General features: G+C 33.9%; 23 protein-coding genes. All 23 read left to right on the top strand.

The features are described 5' to 3' along the window. Nucleotides 1-408 precede the first annotated feature (408 nt). Entirely contained in the window at nt 409-843 is a 435-nt protein-coding gene (fabZ, locus tag ACU8YW_RS26130; protein ID WP_000931959.1) for a 3-hydroxyacyl-ACP dehydratase FabZ, read from the top strand. A gap of 350 nt (nt 844-1,193) precedes the next feature. After that, nucleotides 1,194-1,871: a CpsD/CapB family tyrosine-protein kinase gene (locus ACU8YW_RS26125; RefSeq protein WP_426934147.1), complete on the top strand. Its 678-nt coding sequence runs from the start codon at nt 1,194-1,196 to the stop codon at nt 1,869-1,871. A 277-nt stretch (nt 1,872-2,148) separates the two neighbouring features. Beyond that, a complete protein-coding gene (locus tag ACU8YW_RS26120; protein ID WP_426934148.1) occupies nt 2,149-2,892 on the top strand; it encodes a YveK family protein in 744 nt (247 codons plus the stop codon). Then, nucleotides 2,882-3,583 carry a CpsD/CapB family tyrosine-protein kinase gene (locus ACU8YW_RS26115; RefSeq protein WP_426934149.1) on the top strand — a complete coding sequence of 234 codons (702 nt, stop codon included), beginning with the start codon at nt 2,882-2,884 and terminating at the stop codon, nt 3,581-3,583. The genes ACU8YW_RS26120 and ACU8YW_RS26115 overlap by 11 nt, the downstream gene beginning before the upstream one ends. A gap of 108 nt (nt 3,584-3,691) precedes the next feature. Then, complete coding sequence (locus ACU8YW_RS26110) at nt 3,692-4,459, top strand: tyrosine-protein phosphatase (RefSeq protein WP_098962323.1); 768 nt, start codon at nt 3,692-3,694, stop codon at nt 4,457-4,459. A 240-nt stretch (nt 4,460-4,699) separates the two neighbouring features. Next, a complete protein-coding gene (bpsC, locus tag ACU8YW_RS26105) occupies nt 4,700-5,581 on the top strand; it encodes a UTP--glucose-1-phosphate uridylyltransferase BpsC (protein WP_426934150.1) in 882 nt (293 codons plus the stop codon). 59 nt (nt 5,582-5,640) lie between these two features. Continuing rightward, nucleotides 5,641-7,449, top strand: coding sequence for a polysaccharide biosynthesis protein (locus tag ACU8YW_RS26100; protein WP_426934151.1), 1,809 nt, complete (start codon nt 5,641-5,643; stop codon nt 7,447-7,449). Nucleotides 7,450-7,546: 97 nt separating this feature from the next. After that, nucleotides 7,547-8,764, top strand: coding sequence for a DegT/DnrJ/EryC1/StrS family aminotransferase (locus ACU8YW_RS26095; RefSeq protein WP_426934152.1), 1,218 nt, complete (start codon nt 7,547-7,549; stop codon nt 8,762-8,764). 16 nt (nt 8,765-8,780) lie between these two features. Beyond that, nucleotides 8,781-9,896 carry an ATP-grasp domain-containing protein gene (locus tag ACU8YW_RS26090; RefSeq protein WP_426934153.1) on the top strand — a complete coding sequence of 372 codons (1,116 nt, stop codon included), beginning with the start codon at nt 8,781-8,783 and terminating at the stop codon, nt 9,894-9,896. 73 nt (nt 9,897-9,969) lie between these two features. Beyond that, nucleotides 9,970-10,875 carry an NAD-dependent epimerase/dehydratase family protein gene (locus ACU8YW_RS26085; protein ID WP_099004605.1) on the top strand — a complete coding sequence of 302 codons (906 nt, stop codon included), beginning with the start codon at nt 9,970-9,972 and terminating at the stop codon, nt 10,873-10,875. Continuing rightward, nucleotides 10,856-11,470, top strand: coding sequence for a sugar transferase (locus tag ACU8YW_RS26080; RefSeq protein ID WP_098048757.1), 615 nt, complete (start codon nt 10,856-10,858; stop codon nt 11,468-11,470). Before ACU8YW_RS26085 ends, ACU8YW_RS26080 begins: the two co-directional genes overlap by 20 nt. Then, complete coding sequence (locus tag ACU8YW_RS26075) at nt 11,470-12,741, top strand: glycosyltransferase (protein WP_426934154.1); 1,272 nt, start codon at nt 11,470-11,472, stop codon at nt 12,739-12,741. Before ACU8YW_RS26080 ends, ACU8YW_RS26075 begins: the two co-directional genes overlap by 1 nt. A gap of 115 nt (nt 12,742-12,856) precedes the next feature. After that, nucleotides 12,857-13,816, top strand: a complete 960-nt coding sequence (locus ACU8YW_RS26070) for a glycosyltransferase (RefSeq protein ID WP_426934155.1) — start codon at nt 12,857-12,859, stop codon at nt 13,814-13,816. Nucleotides 13,817-14,140: 324 nt separating this feature from the next. Further along, nucleotides 14,141-15,562, top strand: coding sequence for a lipopolysaccharide biosynthesis protein (locus ACU8YW_RS26065; protein ID WP_426934156.1), 1,422 nt, complete (start codon nt 14,141-14,143; stop codon nt 15,560-15,562). A gap of 217 nt (nt 15,563-15,779) precedes the next feature. Beyond that, the gene (locus ACU8YW_RS26060; RefSeq protein WP_426934157.1) at nt 15,780-17,264 is read left to right on the top strand and encodes an O-antigen polysaccharide polymerase Wzy family protein; all 1,485 of its coding nucleotides are present in this window, start codon (nt 15,780-15,782) and stop codon (nt 17,262-17,264) included. A gap of 183 nt (nt 17,265-17,447) precedes the next feature. Beyond that, a complete protein-coding gene (tagU, locus tag ACU8YW_RS26055) occupies nt 17,448-18,362 on the top strand; it encodes a polyisoprenyl-teichoic acid--peptidoglycan teichoic acid transferase TagU (protein WP_426934158.1) in 915 nt (304 codons plus the stop codon). 98 nt (nt 18,363-18,460) lie between these two features. Beyond that, on the top strand, nt 18,461-19,279 hold the full coding sequence (locus tag ACU8YW_RS26050; protein WP_426934159.1) for an SGNH/GDSL hydrolase family protein: 819 nt from the start codon (nt 18,461-18,463) through the stop codon (nt 19,277-19,279). Between the two features lie 89 nt (nt 19,280-19,368). Next, on the top strand, nt 19,369-20,361 hold the full coding sequence (gene galE / locus ACU8YW_RS26045; RefSeq protein ID WP_088022282.1) for a UDP-glucose 4-epimerase GalE: 993 nt from the start codon (nt 19,369-19,371) through the stop codon (nt 20,359-20,361). A gap of 122 nt (nt 20,362-20,483) precedes the next feature. Next, entirely contained in the window at nt 20,484-21,155 is a 672-nt protein-coding gene (locus tag ACU8YW_RS26040) for a response regulator transcription factor (RefSeq protein WP_064476140.1), read from the top strand. 11 nt (nt 21,156-21,166) lie between these two features. Continuing rightward, on the top strand, nt 21,167-22,597 hold the full coding sequence (locus ACU8YW_RS26035; protein WP_426934160.1) for a HAMP domain-containing sensor histidine kinase: 1,431 nt from the start codon (nt 21,167-21,169) through the stop codon (nt 22,595-22,597). 66 nt (nt 22,598-22,663) lie between these two features. After that, nucleotides 22,664-23,446: a DUF3919 family protein gene (locus tag ACU8YW_RS26030; RefSeq protein ID WP_000826638.1), complete on the top strand. Its 783-nt coding sequence runs from the start codon at nt 22,664-22,666 to the stop codon at nt 23,444-23,446. Next, nucleotides 23,443-24,477: an ABC transporter substrate-binding protein gene (locus ACU8YW_RS26025; RefSeq protein WP_098230429.1), complete on the top strand. Its 1,035-nt coding sequence runs from the start codon at nt 23,443-23,445 to the stop codon at nt 24,475-24,477. Before ACU8YW_RS26030 ends, ACU8YW_RS26025 begins: the two co-directional genes overlap by 4 nt. Before the next feature lie 19 nt (nt 24,478-24,496). Then, nucleotides 24,497-25,831 carry an MFS transporter gene (locus ACU8YW_RS26020; protein ID WP_046955541.1) on the top strand — a complete coding sequence of 445 codons (1,335 nt, stop codon included), beginning with the start codon at nt 24,497-24,499 and terminating at the stop codon, nt 25,829-25,831. Nucleotides 25,832-25,886: the final 55 nt, after the last annotated feature.

Here is a 25,886-nt window from a genome sequence, read left to right as displayed (position 1 = left end):
GTTTTTTTTATTCTTTCATTTTTTTTATTTTATTTTGATTTATTGAGAAAATAGAAGAAAAATAAAGAAAAACGAAGGAAATAGGTAAAATATTCATATATATGGTTAAATTTAATATTTCCTTATTTGAAAACGTTTATAATATAATGAGTCGAATACGACATTAAGGCAAATCATGTTTCAGTACATATTGCCTTTCCCTAATTTGGGCATACACTCTTTTCTACCTCCGTGTCAGTTGCTGGAATATGCAGCTATTTTAAGAGAATAGAGTGTGTGCATTTTTTTATATATAAAGCTGAAAAGATATTAAAGTTTCACTTTATAATGACAAACAATAAACAAAATGGGATAATAAACAATATGTCCAAGTGGTAAGACCAATATTACAAAAGGGGCGATTGTTATATGCTAAATATAGAACAAATTAAAGAAATCATTCCTCACCGCTATCCATTTTTACTTGTTGATAAAATATTAGAAGTAGATGAAGGTAAAAGAGCGGTTGGAATTAAAAATGTATCCGCAAACGAAGAATTCTTTAACGGGCACTTTCCTGACTATGCAGTTATGCCCGGTGTACTTATTGTAGAAGCATTAGCACAAGTTGGAGCAGTTGCCGTATTAAAGAAAGAAGAAAACCGCGGAAGACTTGCTTTCTTCGCGGGTATCGACAATTGCCGCTTTAAAAAACAAGTACGTCCAGGTGATCAACTTCGCCTAGAAGTAGAAATGACACGTGTACGTGGTCCGATCGGTAAAGGAAAAGCAATCGCAACAGTAGATGGTGAAGTTGCATGTGAAGCTGAAATTACATTTGCGATTGGTGATAAAAAAGAATAACAGAAATAAAAAAATCTTCTTGTGAAAATACAAGGAGATTTTTTTATTTCCAATATATATTGGTGTAATTGTTAAAATACAAACTAGTCAGAAGATTACTTGTGTATAGAAAATAATTACCATATAATTACTTTATTGTTTATTTGAAAAATAGGATAAATGATAAGAATAGAAAAGAAGGAAAGTCATTGTCATATTGTTAAGGCGTTTATATAAGACAAAGTAGAATGTTAGTGATTATGATGAGATGTAGGGAAATCAGCAATATAAAATATTAATTAGATGTATGAAATCGAGCATAGAGAGAGAAAAAGGAGAAATGTCGCATTTCACAAAAGGAGACTATGAATATGTTCGGAAGAAAGAAAAGAAAACCATTACGACAATTAATCACACATAAAGAGCCTAAATCACGTGTTGCAGAGCAATACCGTAACATTCGTACAAATATTGAATTTACATCTGTAGATAATCATGTTCGTTCTATTATTGTTACCTCGGCAGATCCAGGTGACGGAAAAACAACGACAATCGCAAACTTGGCAGTTGTTTTCGGCCAACAAGGAAAGAAAGTCTTATTAATCGGAGCTGACTTACGTAAGCCAACAATTCAAAACTTATTTGCCATTCACAATTCAAATGGATTAACGAACCTATTATCAGGACAAGTGAAAATGATGCAATGTATTCAAAAAACAGATATAGAGAATGTATACTTAATGGCGGCAGGTCCAATCCCGCCAAACCCAGCTGAACTATTAGGTAGCCGGATAATGGACGAGACATTACTAGAAGCATATAACATGTTTGATATTATTCTAATCGACACACCACCGGTTCTTGCGGTTACCGATGCACAAATACTAGCGAACAAATGCGATGGAATCGTACTTGTCGTACGCAGTGAAAAAACAGAAAAAGATAAAATTGTAAAAGCGAAGCAAATATTAGACAAAGCGTCCGGTAAATTACTTGGTGTCGTCTTAAACGATAAAAGAGAAGAAAAAGAACAATATGGATATTATTAGAAAATAATGTATAGAATAGTAAATGTGAAAGCTGATAAATATTTTTATCAGCTTTTTTTGAATTTTTATAAAATTTCTTATTGTATTATATGAAAAAGATGATATAATAGAAATTTTGGAAATTCGTTGGAATGTGTTGTCATATTTAAGATTATTTTGTAAGATTATATTTGCTTGATGTCAATAAATGTAGAACTAAAATATTCAAAATAAAAAATGTAAGATTTATATGTTATAATTTTTCTTATGTGCAAATTTTAGAAAGTTGGAGGAACTTATGGAAGAAACAATTAGTTTGAAAGAGTTATTTCATATTTTAAAAAAACGTTTAGCGATGATCCTCGTAATCGCCTTTGGTGCCGCTATAGTAAGTGCTATCATTAGCTTCTTCTTCATGACACCAATCTATCAGTCTTCTACGCAAATTCTTGTTAATCAGAAGAAGCAAGAAGGGGCAATGATTCAAGCTGGTGAAGTTCAAACGAATATTCAATTAACGAATACATATAAGGTTATTATTAAAAGTCCAGTAATCTTAGATCAAGTGAATGAAAAATTAAACTTAAATATGACGCCGCAAGCTCTAACGAAGAAGATTAATGTTGCGAATGAAAAAGATTCACAAGTCATTTCTGTAACAGCAGAGGATAAAAATCCGAAACTAGCTCGCGATATCGCAAATGCAACTGCAGATGTATTTAAAGGTGAAGTTGCAAAAATTATGAACGTGGATAATGTAACAGTACTATCTAAGGCAGAAGTTGCAGAAAATCAATCTCCGATTAAACCACGTCCAATGTTAAATGTAGTGATTGCCTTCGTTGTTGGTTTAATGGCTGCAGTTGGTCTTGCATTCTTACTAGAATACTTAGATAACACAGTGAAAAAAGAAGAAGATGTGGAAAACTTACTTGGTTTACCGGTGTTAGGCATTGTAGCTCGTATGGATGAAGAAACAATGAACGTGAAATCACACGCTCCATCATCAAGAAAAGTGAGGGGACAAACAATTGGCTCTTAATTTATTTAAAAAGAAAAAGAATCATCGTCAACGTCGTCAATTAATTGCTCATCAACAACCGAAATCACCAATTTCAGAACAATATCGTAATATTCGAACGAATATCGAATTTGCAGCTGTTGATACGAATTTACATTCATTAATGGTAACGTCTGCGAACCCAAGTGAAGGGAAAACAACGACAACAGCGAATATGTCAGTCGTGTTTGCTCAGCAAGGAAAGAAAGTATTATTAATTGATGCAGATATGCGTAAACCAGCGATGCATCAAATGTTTCAAGTCGATAATATTTTCGGATTAACGAACGTATTAACACATAGTGAACGTTTAGAAAAATGTGTACAAACGACAGCTATAGATAATTTACACTTTTTAGCGTGTGGTCCAATCCCACCAAATCCAGCAGAATTGTTAGGATCAAAATCAATGCAAGAACTTCTTGCACAAGCATACAGTATGTACGATTTGGTCATTTTTGATTTACCACCAATTTTAGCTGTAACTGATGCGCAAATTATGGCGAATGTATGTGATGCTTCTATTCTTGTCGTTCGTAGTGAATCGACAGAAAAAGAAGCAGCAGTAAAAGCAAAAGGTTTATTAGAATCAGCGAAAGGTAAACTGTTAGGCGTTGTTCTGAATGATCGTGAACGTGAACAAAGCTTATATTATTACTACGGTGCAAATTAATTGAAAGAGTGAGATATGAGAAGAACATATCTCCTTTTTTCCCTTGAATATGAGATGTCTCATATTCAAGGGAAAAAAGATTTATATGAGAGAGGGAGGATGAAACTAATGATAGATTTACATTGTCACATTTTACCTGGTATCGATGACGGTGCACAGACAGTAACAGATAGTTTAGTGATGGCACAAAAGGCAATAGAGGAAGGTATTCATACAATTGTCGCAACACCACACCATCAAAATGGAAAATATATAAATGAACGTACCTCAATTCTTCATCAAGTAAAACAACTAAATGATGAACTGCAACAACATAATATTCCACTTACCATTTTACCAGGGCAAGAGGTCAGGTTATATGGTGACATATTAGAAGACTATGAAGCTGGTAAAATCGTTACTTTAAATGAAACAAACAAATACATATTCATTGAATTTCCATCTAATCATGTACCTCGTTATGCAGAACAACTATTTTATGAACTACGTGTAAAAGGAATGATTCCAATTATCGTTCATCCCGAACGTAATGCCGAGTTAATCGAGAGGCCAGATAAGTTATATAACCTTGTCAATAAAGGTGCATTAACACAAGTAACGGCAGGCAGTTTACTAGGTAAGTTTGGTAAAAAAATTAAAAAGTTTTCATTACAGCTTGTGGAACATAATTTAACTCATATGATCGCATCAGATGCACATAACACAACGTCAAGAGGATTCCATTTAGCAGAAAGCTATGAATTAGTTGAGAAAGAATTCGGAATGAACGTTATGAGCGACTTAAAAGAAAATCCGTATTTAATAATTAGCGGGAAAGCAATTTATAAAGAAGATCCAGAACAAATTCGTCGTAAAAAATTGTTCGGTATTTTTTAAATAAAGGACTGGTGATGTCTCCTAACCGTTATCAACGGAGGCACTCGGTTGTACTGTGGGTAGAAATTTTTATTTCGAACCTACCTTAGACGCTTGTCGTCGGGAGTGTGACGTGAGGGTGGGTTAGATGCCCATAATTTATTTCTAATAGAAACTCTACCTATGGAGTTATAAGAATGACTCTATAGGTAGGGTTTTTGTTATTGTTACATATAAATAAATAGATACGGGGGACTGAAATTGACAAAAGTAAGAAAAGCAATTATCCCAGCAGCTGGTCTTGGGACGAGATTTTTACCAGCAACGAAAGCGATGCCGAAAGAAATGTTACCAATCGTCGATAAGCCGACAATTCAATACATAGTAGAAGAAGCGATAGAATCAGGAATTGAAGATATTATTATTGTTACTGGAAAAGGAAAACGTGCGATTGAAGATCATTTTGATCATTCCTTTGAATTAGAACAAAGCCTTTTAGAAAAAGGAAAGCATGAAATACTTGAAAAAGTACAAGCTTCGTCAAAGATTAATATTCATTACATAAGACAAAAAGAGCCGAAAGGACTTGGACACGCAGTATGGTGTGCACGTAAATTTATTGGAAATGAACCATTCGCGGTATTACTTGGTGATGATATTGTACAAGCAGAAACACCATGTTTACGTCAATTAATGGATCAATACGAAGAAACACAATCGTCAGTTATCGGTGTACAAACAGTGCCAGAAAACGAAACACATCGTTACGGTATTATCGATCCAGTTGAACAAAACGACCGCCGTTATCAAGTACGTCAATTTGTGGAAAAGCCAGCTCAAGGGACATCACCATCAAATCTAGCAATTATGGGACGTTACGTATTAACGCCAGAGATTTTTACGTTTCTTGAAGATCAGCAGACAGGTGCGGGTGGAGAAATTCAGTTGACAGATGCGATTCAACGTTTAAACGAAATTCAACGAGTATTTGCATATGACTTTGAAGGCACTCGTTACGATGTTGGGGAGAAGTTTGGATTTATTAAGACGACGATTGAGATGGCACTACAAAATGAAGAATTAAATTTAGAGTTAATGAAGTATATGAAAGAACTTGTAAAAAAGGAAGAGGTACATTCATAAGGGAATGGTCTTTTTATTATCAATAAGATAGGAATTATATAAAGAAGGGAACATGTATATTGAGTTATCCAAAACGGCTCTCATTATTAATTTTATTAGATTCATTTATTGTATTAACTGCCGTGTATTTAAGTTATTGGTTTATACATCCAAATGTATTAAGTAAAATTCCTACGACAGTAATTATTAGTTCGATTACACTATTGTGTAGCCATCATATTTTTGCTGCTATTTATAAGCTGTATAACAAGGCATGGGAATATGCAAGTATCGGGGAATTAAAACAAATATTTAAAGCAGTTACTTTATCTATTTTAGTGACGGCAATTGTTCAACAAATTATAAATCATGATATTTATGTTCGAATTTTAGCGATTGCATGGATGTTACATTTATTATTAATTGGTGGCTCTCGCTTTGTATGGCGTATGTTTCATGATACATATGTTACTAAAACTAATGACAAAAAACGAACATTGATTGTTGGTGCGGGTTCAGCAGGAACAATGGTGGTACGTCAGTTGCAGCATAATAAGGATGCTGAATTATATCCAATTGCATTTGTTGATGATGACAGAAATAAGCAAAAGTTAGAGATTTATAATGTTCAAGTTATTGGTACGACAAATCATATTAAAGATATTGTAGAAGATAATGATATAGAACATATTATTATCGCAATTCCTTCGTTAAATAGAAATCAAATAAATGAGATTTTTGAGAGATGTACAAAAACGAAGGCGAAAACGCAGATTGTACCAATGCTTGAAGATTTATTAGATGGAAAACTGTCTGTAAATGAATTTCGTGATGTACAAGTGGAAGATTTATTAGGGAGAGAACCTGTTCAATTAGATGATAAGGGAATAGGTGAGAAAATTAAGGATAGGACAGTGTTAATAACAGGTGCTGGAGGTTCTATTGGATCAGAAATTTGTCGTCAGATTTTAAAATATAAACCAGCAAAAATGGTTCTCTTAGGACATGGAGAAAATAGCATTTATCATATCGAGATGGAGTTAAGAACAAAGTATAAAGAGCAAGCAGAGTTTGTGACAGAAATTGCAGATATACAAGATCGAAATAAAATGTTTGAAATAATGAAAAAACACAAACCGTTTGTTGTATACCATGCAGCTGCACATAAACATGTTCCCTTGATGGAGCGAAATCCTGAAGAAGCTGTAAAGAATAATATAATTGGTACCAAAAATGTTGCAGAAGCCGCAGATACGTTTGGAATAAATACATTTGTCATGGTTTCAACAGATAAAGCGGTGAACCCAACAAATGTAATGGGAGCAACAAAACGCGTTGCGGAAATGATCGTTCAGCACATGGCTATGGTAAGTGAAACAAGATTTGTAGCTGTTAGGTTTGGAAATGTATTAGGTAGTCGTGGAAGTGTAATCCCGTTGTTTAAAAAACAAATTCAGAGTGGGGGACCCATTACAGTTACTCACCCAGATATTACCCGTTACTTTATGACGATTCCAGAAGCATCACGACTTGTGATTCAAGCAGGATCTTTGGCAAGAGGCGGAGAGCTATTTGTATTGGATATGGGGGAACCTGTTAAAATTGCAGATTTGGCAAAGAATTTAATTCAGCTGTCGGGTTATTCTATTGATGAAATTGGGATTGAATATAGTGGACTAAGACCTGGAGAGAAGATGTACGAAGAGTTATTAAATGACAATGAAATCCATAAAAAGCAAGTGTTTCCTAAGATTCATATAGGGAAAGCTGTTTTAAAAGATTTTGAATCTATTCAACAATTTATAGATGCATTTGAGCAGATGAGTAAAGAGGATATTAGGAAAACTTTATTAGATTTTGCAAATAATAAAGTGGAAGTAAATAACTAAATTTAAAACATTGAATGTAGAAAGAGTTTCTTACTGGATATTTAAGGTGTGTTAAATAACTTGGGAACAAATTAATAAGTAAAGTGAGGAAGCTTAAATGATTGATACTATGATAAGAAATATTCCGTTTTCTCCACCAGACATTACAGAGGCAGAAATAGAAGAAGTAATAAAGGCAATGGAATCTGGATGGATCACAACAGGTCCTAGAACAAAGGAACTTGAAAAGAAAATAGCCGGATATGTCGGAGCAAATAAAGCTGTGTGCTTAAATTCAGCCACGGCTGCTATGGAACTAACACTGCGAATTTTAGGAGTAGGGCCTGGGGATGAGGTTATTACTTCGGCGTATACTTATACAGCTTCTGCTTCAATTATAGAGCATGTAGGTGCGAAAATTGTTTTAGTCGATACGGCTCCAGATTCTTTTGAAATGGATTATGAAAAACTTGCAGGTGCAATTACTGAAAAAACAAAAGTAATTATTCCAGTTGATATTGCCGGTAAAATGTGTGATTACGATGCAATATATAGTGTAGTTGAAAGTAAGAAAGAGTTATTCAAGCCTAATAATAAAGTTCAAGAACTATTTGAGAGAATAGTTGTAATGACCGATGGAGCGCATGCATTTGGTGCTGAACGAAAAGGAAAGAATTGTGGACAAGTAGCTGATTTTACTTGTTATTCTTTCCATGCGGTGAAGAATTTAACAACTGCAGAAGGTGGAGGCGTTGTATGGCGTAATGATTTAGGTCTGGATGATGATTGGGTATATCAGCAATTTATGTTATACAGTCTCCATGGACAATCTAAGGATGCGTTAGCAAAAACTCAAAAGGGCGCATGGGAGTATGATATTGTCTATCCGGCCTATAAATGTAATATGACGGATATAATGGCGGCAATTGGATTAGTGCAGTTAGATAGATATGAGTCCCTTATGGGTAGACGTAGGGAAATCATTGAAATGTATGATAAAGAATTGTTACCGTATGGATTCCAAAGTCTACAGCATTATGGAAATGATTTTGCTTCATCAGGACATCTTTATTTAGTAAGAATACCTGGAATTGAAGAGTCTGAGAGAAATGAAATTATTATTCAGCTAGCAAAAAAGGGAATTGCAAGCAATGTACATTATAAGCCATTGCCTATGTTTACAGCATATAAAAACTTAGGATTTGATATAAAAGATTATCCTAATGCATTTAATATGTATAAAAATGAGATTACGCTACCTCTGCATACACGATTAACAAACGAAGAGATAAAATATATTACGGATACATTTAAGAAAATTTTAAACAATAGATAAGGAGAACTGTAAATATATGAAAAAGAGAGTTCTAATTCTAGGCGTTGCAGCCGTTCAGATGGATGCAATCTTGGAACTAAAAAAAATGGGATATGAAACTTATGCTTGTGCGATGGCTAAAGATGGACCTGGGGCAGAGGTAGTAGATCATTTTTGTGAAATCAATATTTTAGATTCAGAAGCAATTATTGATTATATCCAGGAAAATCAAATTTCTGTTGTTTACTCTACAGGTTCAGATTTAGCTATGCCAATAGCATCTTTAATTAGTGAGAAATTAAAAATGCCACATTTTGTATCAGAAAAAACGGCACGTATATGTAACAATAAGGACTTAATGAGAAAAACTTTGGGGAACGATTTTGAAGGAAATGTAAAATTCCAAGTTGTAAAAAGTGAAAAGGATGAATTAGAGTTAGAATTTCCTTTTATTTTAAAACCAGCTGATTCACAGGGACAAAGGGGCGTAAAATTAGTTCAAAATCAAGAGGAATATTTAGAAAGTTATAAAGCTGCTAAAGAATATTCTCGTTCAGGATTAGTAATATTAGAACAATATATTTCTGGTCCAGAATTGTCTGTAAATGGTTATCTTGTAAATGGAAAAGTAAAGTATTTAGTTGCTTCTGATCGAGAAACTTGGCCTGAATATACGGGATTAATACATAAACATATTGTTCCAACAATAAACCTTACTTCTAATACTACAAATGTATTAAATGGCATAATAGAAGCAGCGTGCACCAAATTGGAAATAAAAAATGGTCCTGTTTATGCACAAATGAAATTAGAAGAGGGAGTACCGTATATTATTGAAATAACTCCTCGTTTAGATGGTTGCCATATGTGGAATTTATTATCTTATTATAATGAGGTTAATTTAATGAAGCTAACATTTGAGCATCTATTAAATGGAGATACTTCTGAATTGGAAAAAATCAAAGAAAAACCAAATGATAAATATGTTTTAGAATTTATCTGTCAAAAACCAAATACTGCAGCAGAGTATTCGGCGTTTGAAGGTCAAATACAAAGTTCCCTACATAGTTTTAATTATTACAAACACGGGGATAATATTCGACCGGTAAATGGTAAGAATGACAAGATTGGATATTTTATTTATAGAGACTAAATAAAGCTTCTAAATAATTTGAAAGTAGCATTGATCATCAGAAAAAACACATGATGGAGAAATGGAGACTAAAATGAAAGTAGCTGTTACAGGTGGAACGGGTTTTCTAGGCCAATATGTTGTTGAAAGCATAAAAAATGAAGGGAATACTCCTATCATTTTAACAAGAAGAAGTAGTCGTAAAGTGATGAATGATTGCGAATACCGAGTTTCAGATTATACTGTGGAAGATTTAATAAATCAATTGAGCGACGTAGATGCATTAGTGCATCTCGCGGCTACAAGAGGTAGCCAAGGAAAGATAGCTGAGTTTCATGACAATGAAATCTTAACGCAAAATTTATATGATGCTTGCTATGAAAATAATATTAGTAATATTGTGTATGCATCTACAATATCAACTTACTCTGATGAAAGATCTCTACCATGGAATGAGATGGAATTACCGTTACCGGATTTAATGTATGGTGTTAGTAAATTGGCTTGTGAACATATTGGAAATATTTATTCTAGAAAAAAAGGGTTGTATATTAAAAATTTGAGGTTCGCCCATTTATATGGTTTTAATGAAAAAAATAACTATATGATTAATAGATTTTTTAGACAAGCGTTTCACCGTGAACAATTAACTTTACATGCTAAAGGTGTGGCAAAAAGAGAGTTTCTATATGCAAAAGATGCAGCGAAGGCTGTAATTTGTGCATTAAGGCAAGAGAAGCTTTCAGGTGCTTTTAATATAGGTAGCGGGAATGCTTTAACAAATTATGAGGTTGCAAGTACAATTAATAATGTATTTGGAAATAAAGATAATTTAGTAGTGAAAGATCCTAATGCTAATGAGGGAATACACCCTTCTTATATGGATAGTAATAAAGCGAATAAGCTGTTACATTTTTCAACAGATTATACCTTTACTGAATCTATAGAAGAAATATATTTATTAATGCGGGGGTTAGATGATGTACCGTTATGGTATTAAACGTATTTTTGACATAATAATTTCTCTATTATTACTTCCTTTTTTACTATTAATCATGATACCAGTAGCTATCATGATTAAATTAGAGGATAAGGGACCTGTGTTTTATAATGCTCCTAGATTAGGTAAGGGCATGAGAGAATTTCCGATGTATAAATTTCGTTCGATGAAAGTAAATGCACCAGATATTCGTAATGAAGATGGTAGTACGTTTAACGCTGATAATGACCCAAGGGTAACTAAAATAGGACATATTTTAAGAAAGACGAGTATAGATGAGCTCCCACAATTACTTAATGTATTGAAGGGGGATATGAGTTTTGTAGGACCAAGACCGAGCCCGTTAGGAAATAAAGATATTTATCCGAAAGAATTCTTTAAAAAATTCGATGTCCGTCCTGGTATTACAGGTTATAATCAAGCCGTATTGAGAAATAACTCTACAATGGAACAGCGTGTGAAAAATGATGTATATTACGTAGAAAATATATCGTTAGTGCTGGATGTGAAAATTATATTTTTAACAGGAGCATCTGTAATAAAATCGAAAAATATAAACCGAAATACTGACGAAAAACAGAAGGTGGGAAATTAGTGAATAATTGTTTGATACTCTTGACCAATTATTATCCTTTTCATAAAGGTGAAGAATATTTGGAATCGGAAATAGAGTACCTATCTGAAAATTATAAAAAGATTTACATTATTTCCACTATGGTGTCTAGTGAAATGCAGCAAACTAGAACAGTTCCAAAAAATGTTGTAGTTTTACCAATAGGAATCAAGCATTCTATCACTGGAAAATCAAAAATGGTATTAAGACAATTTAGTACTATTAATAAAGATAAGCTAAAATCAAAAATGATTAAAGAAGATTCTAAAGGGAAAATTTCTCATAAATTATACTGTTATTATTTTGAAAGTCGTGCAATGGATGTATATGATCGAGTAGAACATAAATTGAATGAGTATGATTTTGAACAGTATGATTCAATTACATTATATAGTTATTGGTTATATATAACGGCACGAGTTGCTGTAGAATTAAAACATAAATATTTTAAAGAAAGAAATCCATATGCAATTTCGCGCGCACATAGATACGACTTATATGAAGATGCGGCACCTTTAAAGTATTTACCAGAGAGGGACTATTTATTAAAATCTCTTGATGCAATATATCCTTGTTCACAAGATGGCGTAGATGCCTTAAATCGAACATATCCTGCATATAAAGATAAGGTAAGTGTAGAAAGGTTGGGGACAATCTCAACTAATGTACTTAGTAACACTATGAATGATAAGTTATATATTGTGAGTTGTTCTGTAGTACGCAAGGTAAAAAGAATTGATTTACTAATAGAAGCATTAGTAAAGTTAGAAGAAAAGAATATCCCATATTTTTGGACTCATATTGGTGGAGGACCGGAGTTTGAACGTATAAAAAAAATAGCAAAAAGTAAACTCAATATGGAACAAGTTAAGTTTACTGGCTTCGTTAAAAACCAAGAGGTTTTAAATTGGTATAAAGAAAATCCTGCAACTGTGTTTGCAAATTTATCTGCATCCGAAGGCGTACCGGTGGCCATTATGGAGGCGATATCTATGGGGCTTCCAGTTATTGCTACGGATGTTGGTGGTACAAGAGAAATCGTTGAAAATGGAAAAAATGGTTATTTATTAGATAAGAATTGTACAGTTACAGAAATTGTTGAATCACTTAATGAATTCCATATAATGGATAGTGGGAAATATAAGGAAATGTGTGATAATGCATTAGAGATTTGGAAGGAAAGAAGTAATGCCGAGGTTCTTTATTCTGAATTTGTAGATCAGCTAGTTACATGTACAAATGAAGTCTCCTAGTTAATAATTAGGGGACTTTTGTATTGGGGAGAACATTAATCGTAAAAGAAAAATGACTTCAAAAAAAACATATTATAAAAATAATGTGCGAGGACAATTGGAAAGGAGGAGTAAGATGTTAATTTCTCTTATCATTCCAGTATATAATGCTGAAAAATTTTTACCGAGATGTTTAGATAGTGTTAAAAATCAGACTTATAATGATTTAGAAATTATACTAGTGAATGATGGATCTACAGATTATAGTGGGTTAATTTGTGATGAATATGCCCAAAAAGATAAACGATTTAATGTTATTCATAAGGAAAATGGAGGGGTTTCTTCAGCCCGGAATGTTGGATTAGACGTAGCTAGTGGTAAATATATTGGTTTTGTTGATCCGGATGATTGGATTGAAACTAATATGTTTGAAAATTTATACGAATTAATAGAAAAGAATAAGGCAGATATTGTAGCTTGTGGATACATCAGAGAAACTGCGGATGGTATTATCCTAAATAAAAATATTGAATCAGATGTCAAAATATTAAATAAGGAAGAAGCCTTAAATACAATACTTAATCCAAGTGGATTTAGGGGGTTTTTATGGAATAAACTTTTTTCTGTAGATGTATTGAATAAAGACTTTAAAATGTATTTCGATGAAAATATTCATTTTTGTGAAGATTTGTTGTTTTGCTGTCAGGCTGTCTCGAATTCAAGGAATATTGTATATGATTCTACTCCATATTATCATTATATCATTCATAGTAATAATGCGTCTCAATCACAATTTAGTCTCAAAAAATTAACTGCTCTAACAGCGTTAATAAATGTTATAAATTTATTGAGCACTAAAGAAGGGGTAGAGCTAGAAGAGTATAAAGATTATTATATGCATATGAATATTAGTTTATTAATGAATGGTATGCAAGAAGAAAGGCTTGAAAAAGAAAATTATAAGGAATTAAAGGGGAATTTATATCGATTTAAGATTAGTGATTTAACTAGTAAATTTGTGAAGTTATCTTGTATAATCGCTAGATTGAATATTAATCTATATTATTTTATTTGGAAAAAGACGAAAAAAAATTAAAATAATAAATAGGTGAAAATCTTTATTGAATATTATTAGATTTAAGCAGGGGATTTCTAAGTATTATTTTTTATAGAAACGCTTTTACCTTTTCTAATATTTATTGTAAATGGTTCTCGTTAAGTCGTGATTCACCCTGTTTAATAAAAACTAAAAACTATTTTTTACTATATAACTGGTTGTGAAATTCAATGCTTGTATTAATTAAAAAAGAAATTTGAGATGTTAAAAAATCTCTCTAGAAACAGTGAAGTTATTTAAGGGTACAGGAGAATGAATTGTCAGTTTATATATGTTATTGTATAGAATTAAAGAGGTAGTTAGATGAACAGTACAGTTAAGAAATTTGCTCGTAATTTTTCGTATACATTTATTGCTAATATTTTATCTATAGTTATTTCCACGGTGTTGCTTTTAGTTGTACCTAGATTTATTGGTGTTAGTGATTATGGCTATTGGCAGTTGTATATCTTTTATTCTTCATATATATCCTATATGTCCTTAGGTTTGACAGATGGTGCTTATTTAAGGTATGGAGGATGGGAATATAATAATTTATATAAACCTGTTTTCGTATCGCAGTATTGGTTTTTAGTTGCTTTTGATGTTGTTGTGAATTTTTCAATTTTCTTATTTTATAGCTCGATCTCTACGGATACAAGTAAAACGATAGTTGTCGCATTAACGTGTTTGACAGGTGTATTGGTAGTTCCTCGTTCATTATTAACTTTTATGCTACAAGCAACTAATCGGATTAAAGAGTATGCTATCATTCTAATTCTAGAACGTATGGTTTATTTTATTTTAGTTATAATCTTTTTAATGAATGGTATTAAGCAATTTGAATATCTTATTTTTGCAGATATCATTGGGAAGATCTGTTCAATAGTGTATTCGTTATTTTCATGTAAAGAATTGGTGTTTGGGAAGTTGGATTCTATAAAAATAAGTATTAAAGAAATATGGATCAATGTTTCGGTGGGAAGCAAATTATTATTTGCTAATTTTGCAAGTATGCTTATTATTGGTATTGTCCGGTTTGCTATTGAAGGTAATTGGAGTATTGAAACATTCGGAAAGGTATCATTAACATTAAGTATAGCCAATATGCTGATGCTATTTATTAATGCAATAGCAGTAATTTTATTTCCTACTCTACGTCGTACATCGAAGGAGAAACTCCCGGATATTTACAAAACAATGAGGATTTCTATTACAGTACCATTAGTAGGGCTTTTAATTTTTTATTATCCAGCAAAATCCGTTCTATCCGCTTGGTTACCTCAGTATGCGGAAAGTTTAACTTACATGGCATTGCTATTTCCAATGTGTCTTTATGAAAGTAAAATGCTTTTACTGATTAATACGTATTTAAAAACTCTACGTAAAGAAAAATGGATGCTAATAATTAATTTAATCACCGTGGGTTTGAGTTTAGTATTAACATTCATAAGTGTATATCTATTAAATAGTTTAAATTTAGCAATCTTATGCATTATATTTTTGTTGGCATTTAGATGTATTATTGCTGAATTATATTTAGCGAGAGTTTTAAATATTAGGGTTAAGAAAGATATTTTATTAGAATTATTTATGACAATAGTATTTATTAGTGTATCCTGGTATTTAAGTGCTTTATGGGCAGCTGCTATTTATGTAGCAGTTTATATTGGCTATATAGTAATTAAGTGGAATGATATACTTTACATACTAAAAAATATAAAAAGAATTTTTAAGGATAGATAATAACTAGGGTTTAAAAAGAAAAATTGAAAATAGTGAATCTATGTAAGTTATAAAAAAGAAGAATCCATATTTGTAGGGAGTAATTAGAGAGGAAATAAAAACAGGTTAAATACGGACATTTGAAATAGTAGATGTTATGTATATTTACATGAAATTGAGAGAATTAAGAAGTGATTAGTTTTATACTAACATTTATTAAAAACTTGAGAGGTTGTTTATGAATATCCTAATTAGATATGTTTTGTTAATAGGTGCATTACTATTTTTTTTAATAGGTTTAATATTTCAAGAACCTAAGGTGTTATTAATAGCAACATTAATTATTTTTTTTCATAATGTGTTTTATGCACTTGGGAAATTTTATGAAAGAAGTATATTCTTATGCTTTAATCTAACATTTTTTACTTTCTTGATAGGAAGAATGGTCGTCACTGAAATTTTTGGTTACAATGTAAATTTGTTAGGAATTTTTGGGCTGGCTTTTGAAGATAAAAGTATTATAAATATTACTTTAATTTGTTTGTTTTTAAGTCTATTTGCTATTTTTATTGGATATGCAGTCATTCAAAAGGCTGATTTGAGTTTTCTAAAGAAGAAGAAGGAACTTAGTATAGGGTACCTTTACTCGCTTAGGTTATTTAGTCTATTGTTTTTTTATTTTTGTATGATATTCCGATTAATTTATGTTTATGAAATGAAGCAGACAGCTGCCACAGAGGGATATTACGAAAGTTTTATGACGTTTACATCTTCACTACCAACTGTTTTGATTACAATTGGAAATATGTATGATGTAGCCTTTTTTGCTTATTTAGCAACTAATCCATCTAAAAGAAAAAGCTTTTTCCCAGTATTGTTGTATATAGGTGAAGGATTGTTTGCTGCTTTAGCAGGTAGAAGATCAATTTTTATTTTAAATTTATTAATAGTGTTTATTTATTATTGTATGAGAAGTGTTCAGAAGACAGGGAAACAACCTGAACAAGAAAAGAAGTGGTTAGGTAAATTTGAATGGACTTTAGGTGGGATTGCAGTCCCAATACTATTAGCTTTTATGACATTTATAGGTAATTTAAGAGCTGATTTTAGTGCGGGAGGGAAGGCGAAAAATGTTGGTAATTCAATTTTGGAGTTTTTCTATTCTCAGGGAATTAGTGGGAATCTAATTGGATATACAAAGTTGTACGAAGATCAAATACCCAAAGACAAATATTTTACCTTCGGACCTTTAATGGAATTTATTAATAATAAAATTATAAGGCCACTAAATGGGCTACCTGAGTATTTTGGACAAACGGCTGATAGGGCGATTAATGGTAATTTATTCGCTCATACCCTTACTTATATAATTATGCCTAGTGCGTATTTATTAGGATATGGATATGGGTCATCTTTTGTTGCTGAAATGTATAATGATTTTTCCTTTTTAGGTGTATTTATAGGAAGTATTATATACGGCATAATACTGTATATATTCTATTACATGCTGCAAAACTCAAATTTTATAGTGGTGATTTTCACATTAATGATGACTAGATCGATTTTATTTGCCCCTAGAGGAGCTGCATTATCGTTTATAGTTTCATCATTCTCAATGCCAAAAATATTTGCCGTAGTTTTCATTATCATTGGGTCCATACTGCTACATTCTATTTTTGGGAAAAGACATGTGATTAGGCGGTTGAATGGTATCAATAAATAATTATTGAACTTGGGAATAAATTAAGGAAGATAGACTGCTGGATTTAGTGTATCTAGTTGGATCATGTATAAAATGTATTGCATGTGATTCAGAATGATTGTATTGATAACTAAATAAAAAAATTGTTTTATGAAAAGGTTACGTTAAAAAGAATGGACAGATAAGTAGAAAGAAGGATAAAGAATGAAAAAGAAAATCCTATTTTGGATATTAGGAATTGTAGGAGTATTAATTATAGGTGGAGGAGCTTATGCCTATAGTATATACTCTTCTGTCTCAAAAACATTAGATGAAGTTCATAAGCCATTGAAACGCGATAAAGATTCTAAAGGTACTGAAGAAGTGAAAATTAGTAAATCTGAACCAGTTTCAATTTTATTATTAGGGGCAGATGAGCGAGGGAATGAAAAAGGTAGATCAGATTCTTTAATGCTTATTACATTAAACCCTAAAAATAATTCAATGAAAACAGTAAGTATCCCTCGTGATACATATACAGAAATCGTTGGAAAAGGGAAAAGTGATAAAATCAACCATGCGTATGCATTTGGTGGCGTAGACATGTCTGTCGCGACTGTAGAAAAGTTCTTAAATGTACCTATTAATTACTATATTGAAGTGAATATGGAAGGTTTTAAAGATATTGTCGATGCAGTTGGCGGTGTAGATGTAAATAATGATTTAGAATTTACACAAGACAAGCATCATTTTACTAAAGGGAATATTCATTTAACTGGTGATGAGGCACTATCATTTACGCGTATGCGTTATGAAGACCCGCGCGGTGACTTCGGACGTCAAATGCGTCAACGTCAAGTGATGCAGGCTGTTATTAAGAAGGGGGCAAGTTTCTCTTCGTTATCGAGCTATGGTGATGTGTTAACAGCAATTCAAAAGAACGTGAAGACAAACTTAACACAAGATCAAATGTTTGATATGCAAAAGAACTATAAAGATTGCTTGAAAAATAGTGAAGATATCCAAATCTCAGGTGACGGCCACAAAGCCGCTGATGGTATTTGGTACTATTATGTTCCAGATGCAGCGAAACAAGATTTAACGAATAAGTTAAGAGCGCATCTTGAAGTGACTAAGTAATATGTAATAACCCAACTCCTTTGGTAGGAGTTGGGTTTATTTTTGCATGGATTTATATTAATATTATATATTGTGAGATTAATAGATGAGGTGAATCGATGAATAAGAAAGCAGTACTTGTCCTAGTTATTTTTGTATTGTTTGTCGCTTCGGTTGTGAGCGGTAAATTGTACTGGAATAAGAAGATTGCGAATGCGACGGGACAGACGAGTGAAGTAACGAAAACGAAGTCTGAAGTGAAAGATAGCGGAGCGAAGAAAGCAGAGAAAAAACAAGATGCGAAGTCATCTTTTAATGAAGCATATGCGAAGAATTTACCAGATGAAGTGAAAGAGAAGTTAAAGAAAGCTGCTGAGGATAAAAAGGTGGTAAACCTTGTTATTGTTGGTGATGAAGCTTCTTCATCTGAAAAAGATGCTTGGGCAGCTAAGTTAACGGCTAATTTAGAAACTGCTTACGGTAAAGGGTTATGGAATGTGACAGTAAAGGAATATAAGGGTGAAAGTACAGACGAGTTAATCACAAATAAACGTGATAAAGAGATTGCGAAAGAAAATCCAGATGTGATTTTATTCGAGCCACCGTTTATTACTGACAATGGTAAAACTGGTAATGGAAACTCTGTTGCGAGTACACAGAAGTTTGTGCAAGCACTTTCTACTAGTGCAAAGGGTGCTACGATTATGATTCAACCACCAAACCCAGTGTATGGTGCGAAGAATTATCCGAAGGCGATTGAGGCGTTAAAGCAATTTGCGACGCAAAATGGTTATACATATGTGGATCATTGGGGAGCATGGCCTGATGCAGCAACGAAGTCTATCCTGCCATATTTAACAGAAGAATTCGGTTTCCCAAGTGCTAAAGGACATGAAGTTTGGGCACAATATGTAACGGATTATTTCGTTGCTAAGTAATAAAGGTACACAAAAGGTATACGAGCAATCGTATACCTTTTATAATAAGTAAGTGAATAAGAAATCCTAATATATGTAGGAGGAAGACAATGAATTCAATTCTAATCTGCGGCGGAGCTGGTTATATCGGTTCTCACGCTGTGAAAAAATTAGTAGACGAAGGTTTATCTGTAGTAGTAGTAGATAACTTACAAACTGGTCATGAGGATGCAATTACGGAAGGTGCGAAGTTTTATAATGGCGACCTTCGTGATAAAGCATTTTTAAGAGATGTTTTTAAACAAGAAAATATTGAGGCGGTTATGCATTTCGCAGCTGATTCTTTAGTTGGAGTTAGTATGGAGAAGCCTCTTCAATATTATAATAACAATGTGTATGGTGCACTTTGCTTATTAGAGGTAATGGATGAGTTTAAGGTAGATAAGTTTATTTTCTCTTCTACTGCGGCGACGTATGGTGAGGTAGATGTAGACCTTATTACTGAGGAAACGATGACAAATCCAACGAATACGTATGGAGAGACGAAGTTAGCAATCGAGAAGATGCTTCATTGGTATAGCCAAGCTTCTAATTTACGTTATAAGATTTTCAGATACTTTAACGTGGCTGGTGCAACTCCAAATGGTATTATTGGGGAAGATCACCGCCCAGAGACGCATTTAATTCCTCTTGTGCTGCAAGTGGCGTTAGGTCAACGTGAGAAGATTATGATGTTTGGTGAGGATTATAATACACCAGATGGTACTTGTATCCGTGATTATATTCATGTTGAAGATTTAGTGGCAGCTCACTTCTTGGGGCTTAAAGACCTACAGAACGGTGGAGAGAGTGATTTCTATAACTTAGGAAATGGTAATGGTTTCAGTGTAAAAGAAATCGTTGATGCAGTTCGTGAAGTTACAAATCATGAAATTCCAGCTGAAGTAGCGCCACGTCGTGCGGGAGATCCAGCACGTTTAGTTGCTTCTTCTCAGAAAGCGAAAGAGAAGCTAGGATGGGATCCTCAGTATGTAAATGTGAAGACAATCATTGAGCATGCTTGGAATTGGCATCAGAAGCAACCTAATGGGTATGCTAAATAAAATATAATAAGTGAAAGAGAGGGTATTGTCGTTCAACATATGTTCGACAATACCCTCTCTTTTTTTATAGGATTTTTGCTATACTAAACTGTACTATAATACGGGATGGAAGGAGGAGAATAATGAAAATACTTGTAGTTGATGATGAATCGAGTATTCGTAATTTGATTCGGATGCAGTTGGAGATGGAAGGGTATGAAGTGCTCACGGCGGCTGATGGAAGAGAAGCTTTAGAGAAATGGAATGAAGGACCGGATGTATTAATTTTGGATGTTATGCTACCAGATACAGATGGGTATGAGTTGCTTCGCTTGTTCCGTGAGAAGAATAGGGATATTCCAGTGCTCATGTTAACTGCAAAGAGTCAGATGAATGATAAATTGCTTGGTCTGCAGCTTGGTGCGGATGATTATGTGACGAAGCCATTTAATTATGCGGAGCTTATTCTTCGGGTCAAGAATATGACGCGGCGTGTGAAGAAGGCAGAGGTAACGGTAAGTCATGAAGTAATTGGGGCAGGAGAGATAACGATTTGTCCTAAGGAAAGAAAAGTGCATGTTAGTGGACAAGAAATTCAGTTAACGTACCGAGAGTTTAATTTATGTCAGTTGTTTGTTTCAAATCCGCAGCGTGTATTTATGAGAGATGAGTTACTTGAGAAAGTATGGGGGTTTGAGTATATCGGAAATACGAGAGCGGTTGATATTATGGTGCAAAGGCTGCGGAAGAAGCTAGGGAATAGCGGGGAATATATTAAGACAATTTATGGCGTTGGCTATAAACTAGATTGTTAAGTGGTGATGGTATGTCTTTAAAAAGGAATATGGTGTTTGGAATAGTGGGACTGTTAATCCCGATTTTTGTTCTTTTGTACGCAGTTGTTTATATTACGTTAGAAAAGAATATGTATCATAACGCGGCAAATTCTTTAGAGAAGTTAAGTGTAGAAGCACAAATTTATACAATGAATTATTTAGAGAAGGAAGCAGAGGTCGAGACGCTCGGCCCGAATTCACTTTTAATTGCTTCGTATTTAGCGAAGCGCATGGATGTCCGTGTACAGATGATTGGGAAGAATGGAGATGTTGTTGCGGATACGCAAAAAGGAGCACTCCTTCATCGGAATATCGATATTGCGAGTTCTTTGAAGGGGAAGAAATCTTATGTTTTTGAAGAGGGAGACCCAGCTCCAATTCTTTTGTTTTCAAGCCCAGTTTATTATGGAAACGATGTCATCGGAAGTGTTCGTTTTATAAATGAGTTAACGGGTGAGAAGGAAGTTTTAACAAATGTTGGCTGGACGTTCTTAATGACGTCTCTTTGTCTCGTAGCTGCAGGTATTTTCTTTGCAATTCGTTTGGCGAAGTCTCTTCATAAGCCGATTGATCAGTTAAGACAAATGGCAAAGCGGCTTGCGAATGGTGATTATAAAAGTAAGATTGAGCTAAATGAATATGTGGAAATTGCTCAGCTTTCAGCATCTTTTAATGCGATGGCCGATGGAATTGAGCTGCATATTAAGCAATTGAAAGAGGAGAAAGAGAAGCAGAAAGATTTCTTAGACCGCATTACGCATGAGCTAAAAACACCGTTAACGGCGATTATTGGCTATGTGGATTTAATTCCGAAGTTAAAGGCGAAGGAAGATGTAAAAGAGAGCCTGCGATATGTGGCTGTAGAGAGTGAGCGTTTATTATCACTTGTAGAGGAATTGCTTAAGTCTTCAAAGTACGGGAAGAGTACGTTTGAAGTGTCACCTACAGTTGTGAATGTAAAGGAATTAGCAGAAGAAGCAGTTTCAATTGTGAAACCTCGCCTGCAGAAATTTGAGATTGAAGTGATAAATGAGTTAACAGATGTACATGTTGTTGCGGATTTCGATAAAACGAAGCAGATCTTCTTAAACGTGCTGGATAATGCGATAAAATATAGCGATGCTACACAAATTCGTATGAATGTAATTGTAAATGAACGTGAGGCGAAGGTTTTTGTTCATGATGATGGCATTGGTATAGATGAATGTGTGCTTGCAGAGTGGAATGAATCGCCAGAAGGTAAAGTCCTGCCTTCTAGTTACGGGAATGGTTACGGTTTGTATATTTGTCAGGAGATTATGAATAAGCAGGGCGGAAGTATGCGAATTGAGAGTAGTGAAGAGATTGGTACTACAATATTTATTACATTCTTGCTTCCGAGACGAATGGAAGACATAAAAAACTTGAAAGCGGTTAAATGATACATTTATGAAACAATTATGCGGTATTTTCGAAACAACGTTTTTTTATCTTGGAGGTAGGCAGAAATGAAAAGGCTATCATTTCAAATTCTTATGTTTGTTCTTTGTATAATTGTTTCTCTTATTTTGTTTTATGTGATGGAGAAGCAAATATATAATCGAATCACAATAGTGAATGACAAACAAACTGTTTTACAAAGAGTGAATGAATCCCTGCCTACTGAAATGAAGGTTAGGCATGAAAAGTGGGGAGAAATTGTTATAACGGATGAAGTTCGTTTGCATACGATTGTTTCATTCTTTGACCGAATTCAAATAGAACCGAGAGAAGCTAAGAATCAAGAACAAGTATTTACTGGAGAAGTAACGTACTTGAATGGACATAAACGTACTTTTGCAGTAGGTGACTTGTTCCAGTACGGGGCTGATATGTACGGAAAGAATGGTACGGACCCAATGATTTCAGCATTTCAAACGTATTTGTTAAGCCTGTATTACACACCAGAACGTATTAGTGATTTTTTTGCATCAGCGCAGGATGTCATAGTACGCCAAGGTGATGTAGAACGTGCGATGAATCTTACGCACATACTTGATTCGATTCGGTACGCAAAGCAAATTACAGATTACGGAGAAATACAGAAATTATTACAATCACAGAATGAACCGATTGCTTATATTACCGCTTATAAAACAGGGAAGCGTATAAAGAATGAGCGGGAAGACATTCTTACTATTTCTGTATATCCATCTTACTTTGTTGTGCAATATCTCGGCGATAATAACGGGAATGTTATGTATATGAAAAGCTCCCTCGCAAATTTATTTGTAAAGGAGAATGTGTCATGAGAAAGATAGCCTTTTTCTTCTTTTTGCTAGTAATTGGAGGAGCGATGTCTAGTTGCTCTCGAGATACAACCTCTATTAAATATAATAAAAGTGGTCTCCCTATTTTGGATGATCGTCATCTTGTTGCGTATGTAGCAGCTCGTGAGGAAGTTGGTGAAGCTTTGCTGTCATCATTTTGTAAACCACGCGGCTGTACGTATGAATTTATTCGTCTTTCGACAGAAGAGCTTCTTCGGAGGGTAGAAGAGGAAGCTGGAAATCCGAAAGCGGATATTATTATTGGCGGTACGGTAGACGCGCATCAAATGATGAAGCAAAAAAATCTATCTATTCCTGTTACGAGTCAGCATGCGAACCGTATTTCAAAAACTGTTAAAGATAAAGACGGTTATTGGTACGGTTATGAAGTGGAGAAGCTGGCAATTGCGATCAATAAAGAGCGGTGGAATGAAGAAATAGCACCGCTTGGATTTCCTTATCCATCAAGGTGGCAAGATTTATTAAATCCAGTATATAAGGGGAAAATTGTAATGCCAGATCCAAATGTCTCAGGAACAGCATATACGTTTTTTCAATCACTTATTGATACTTTAGGTGAAGTGGAAGCGAAGGAATATGTGAAGAACCTTGCAGGACAAGTTGGTGAAGTAACGGTGAATGGTTACATACCAGTGGAACTTGTTGCGAGCGGTGAGTATATGATAGGCATCAATTTCATGGGAGATCAGAGAATGCTTCAAAAACGAGGCTTTCCAATTGTAAGTATTGTACCTGAGCAAACAGGGTTATCTGTTAATGCGATTTCGAAACTAAAACGTGCACCGAATGGTATTATTGCGGATTTATTTATTGATTATTGTTTATCAGAAGAAGCGGGTCACATTTTAGAAAAGGTTTCGTTTGGCGTACCAACGATGTTTGCGAAGAACGAGAAAGAAATAGAAGGACAGCCGGTTAGAAGAACAAACCAAAATATATCAAATAGCGGAATAATCGAGATATGGAATAGACAGCGTCTCTCTCAGAAGTGAGAAAAGGAGACGGAAATATATGTTTAAATGGCTCAAGCCAGCACCTGCAATTGAAAGATTGCCAGCGGATATGATTGATCGAGTATACAAATTATTACGTATTCGTGTATTGATGGGAATTTCAGTTGGGTATGCTGCTTATTATTTAGTTCGTAGTAACTTTACGTTATCAAGTACGTATTTAGTACAAGAATATGGATTTAGTACAGCTGAAATTGGACTACTAGGTTCAATCATGGCAATTGTTTATGGATTTAGTAAGTTCTTTATGGGGAATTTGTCAGATAAAGCTTTCGCCCAGCGCTTTATCGCAGTCGGTTTATTCTTATCAGGGCTTGTAAATATTTGTTTCGGTTTTGCATCGTCATTTGGAATGATTGTTACACTACTTGTCCTAAACGGTATTGTACAAGGTATGGGAGCACCCCCTTGTAGTATCGTTATGACGAAATGGTTCTCGAAGAAAGAACGAGGTACGAAAACAGGTATTTGGAATATTTCACATAACGTTGGTGGAATGCTCGTACCACCACTTGTCGGAATTGGTGTAGCTATTTTTGGTGAAAATCATTGGCAAGGCGGCGTGTTTATTTTCCCTGCGATTATCGCAATGGTAATTTCAGTTCTTGTTTGGATTAATGCGAAGGATACACCAGAATCAGAAGGTCTTCCTCCAATTGATGAGTATCGTAATGACTATGAAAATCTTGAAAAAGCAGATAATGCTAACAAGATGTCACCAAAAGAAATATTAATGAAGTATGTAGTGAAAAATAAATTTGTATGGTTCTTATGTATTGCAAATGCATTTGTGTATTTAATTCGTTTCGGCGTTATTAACTGGGTTCCACTTTATTTAACGACAGTTAAAGGCTTCTCAAAAAATGAAGCACACGCGGCGTACGCAATCTTTGAAGGTATGGCAATTCCAAGTTCATTAATAGTTGGTCTTTTAAGTGATAAATTATTTAAAGGAAAGCGTATGCCATTATGCATCATTAGTATGGTCGGAGTTGTTATTGGTACATTTGTATATTGGCAAGCAACTAGCATACTTGTTGTAAGTATTGCAGTTTCTATTATCGGTTGCTTAATTTATGTGCCACAGTTCTTAATCGGTTTAAGTGCGATGGAATTAGTACCGAAATTTGCAGTAGGTACGACAGTTGGTATGTGTGGTCTGTTCGGTTATGTAGGCGGAAGTCTTGTAGCAAACGCAGCAATCGGTGTTATTGTTGATCGTTCTGGCTGGGACGGTTGCTTCATCTTACTATTAACAGGTGCAATTTTATCAACAATCTTCTTGTTCATCGTTCAACGTGGACATGAGGGGAAAAAAACTAAAGTAGCGTAATATTTTGTTTGAAAAGCTATCCAATTGTTATATTGGATAGCTTTTATATTAGCAA

The sequence above is a fragment of the Bacillus pretiosus genome, from assembly GCF_052947655.1.
The sequence above is the reverse complement of the archived record's forward strand: the minus strand, read 5'-3'. Positions and strand labels throughout refer to the sequence as shown.

Excerpts from the sequence above, each read along its gene's own strand:
- ACU8YW_RS26080 (WP_098048757.1), top strand. The coding sequence starts at position 10,856 with ATGTACCGTTATGGTATTAAACGTATTTTTGACATAATAATTTCTCTA.
- ACU8YW_RS26050 (WP_426934159.1), top strand. The coding sequence starts at position 18,461 with ATGAATAAGAAAGCAGTACTTGTCCTAGTTATTTTTGTATTGTTTGTC.
- ACU8YW_RS26060 (WP_426934157.1), top strand. The coding sequence starts at position 15,780 with ATGAATATCCTAATTAGATATGTTTTGTTAATAGGTGCATTACTATTT.
- tagU (WP_426934158.1), top strand. The coding sequence starts at position 17,448 with ATGAAAAAGAAAATCCTATTTTGGATATTAGGAATTGTAGGAGTATTA.
- ACU8YW_RS26040 (WP_064476140.1), top strand. The coding sequence starts at position 20,484 with ATGAAAATACTTGTAGTTGATGATGAATCGAGTATTCGTAATTTGATT.
- ACU8YW_RS26020 (WP_046955541.1), top strand. The coding sequence starts at position 24,497 with ATGTTTAAATGGCTCAAGCCAGCACCTGCAATTGAAAGATTGCCAGCG.
- ACU8YW_RS26070 (WP_426934155.1), top strand. The coding sequence starts at position 12,857 with ATGTTAATTTCTCTTATCATTCCAGTATATAATGCTGAAAAATTTTTA.
- ACU8YW_RS26030 (WP_000826638.1), top strand. The coding sequence starts at position 22,664 with ATGAAAAGGCTATCATTTCAAATTCTTATGTTTGTTCTTTGTATAATT.
- ACU8YW_RS26095 (WP_426934152.1), top strand. The coding sequence starts at position 7,547 with ATGATTGATACTATGATAAGAAATATTCCGTTTTCTCCACCAGACATT.
- ACU8YW_RS26120 (WP_426934148.1), top strand. The coding sequence starts at position 2,149 with ATGGAAGAAACAATTAGTTTGAAAGAGTTATTTCATATTTTAAAAAAA.
- fabZ (WP_000931959.1), top strand. The coding sequence starts at position 409 with ATGCTAAATATAGAACAAATTAAAGAAATCATTCCTCACCGCTATCCA.
- ACU8YW_RS26065 (WP_426934156.1), top strand. The coding sequence starts at position 14,141 with ATGAACAGTACAGTTAAGAAATTTGCTCGTAATTTTTCGTATACATTT.
- ACU8YW_RS26085 (WP_099004605.1), top strand. The coding sequence starts at position 9,970 with ATGAAAGTAGCTGTTACAGGTGGAACGGGTTTTCTAGGCCAATATGTT.
- ACU8YW_RS26035 (WP_426934160.1), top strand. The coding sequence starts at position 21,167 with ATGTCTTTAAAAAGGAATATGGTGTTTGGAATAGTGGGACTGTTAATC.
- ACU8YW_RS26090 (WP_426934153.1), top strand. The coding sequence starts at position 8,781 with ATGAAAAAGAGAGTTCTAATTCTAGGCGTTGCAGCCGTTCAGATGGAT.
- ACU8YW_RS26125 (WP_426934147.1), top strand. The coding sequence starts at position 1,194 with ATGTTCGGAAGAAAGAAAAGAAAACCATTACGACAATTAATCACACAT.
- ACU8YW_RS26110 (WP_098962323.1), top strand. The coding sequence starts at position 3,692 with ATGATAGATTTACATTGTCACATTTTACCTGGTATCGATGACGGTGCA.
- galE (WP_088022282.1), top strand. The coding sequence starts at position 19,369 with ATGAATTCAATTCTAATCTGCGGCGGAGCTGGTTATATCGGTTCTCAC.
- ACU8YW_RS26025 (WP_098230429.1), top strand. The coding sequence starts at position 23,443 with ATGAGAAAGATAGCCTTTTTCTTCTTTTTGCTAGTAATTGGAGGAGCG.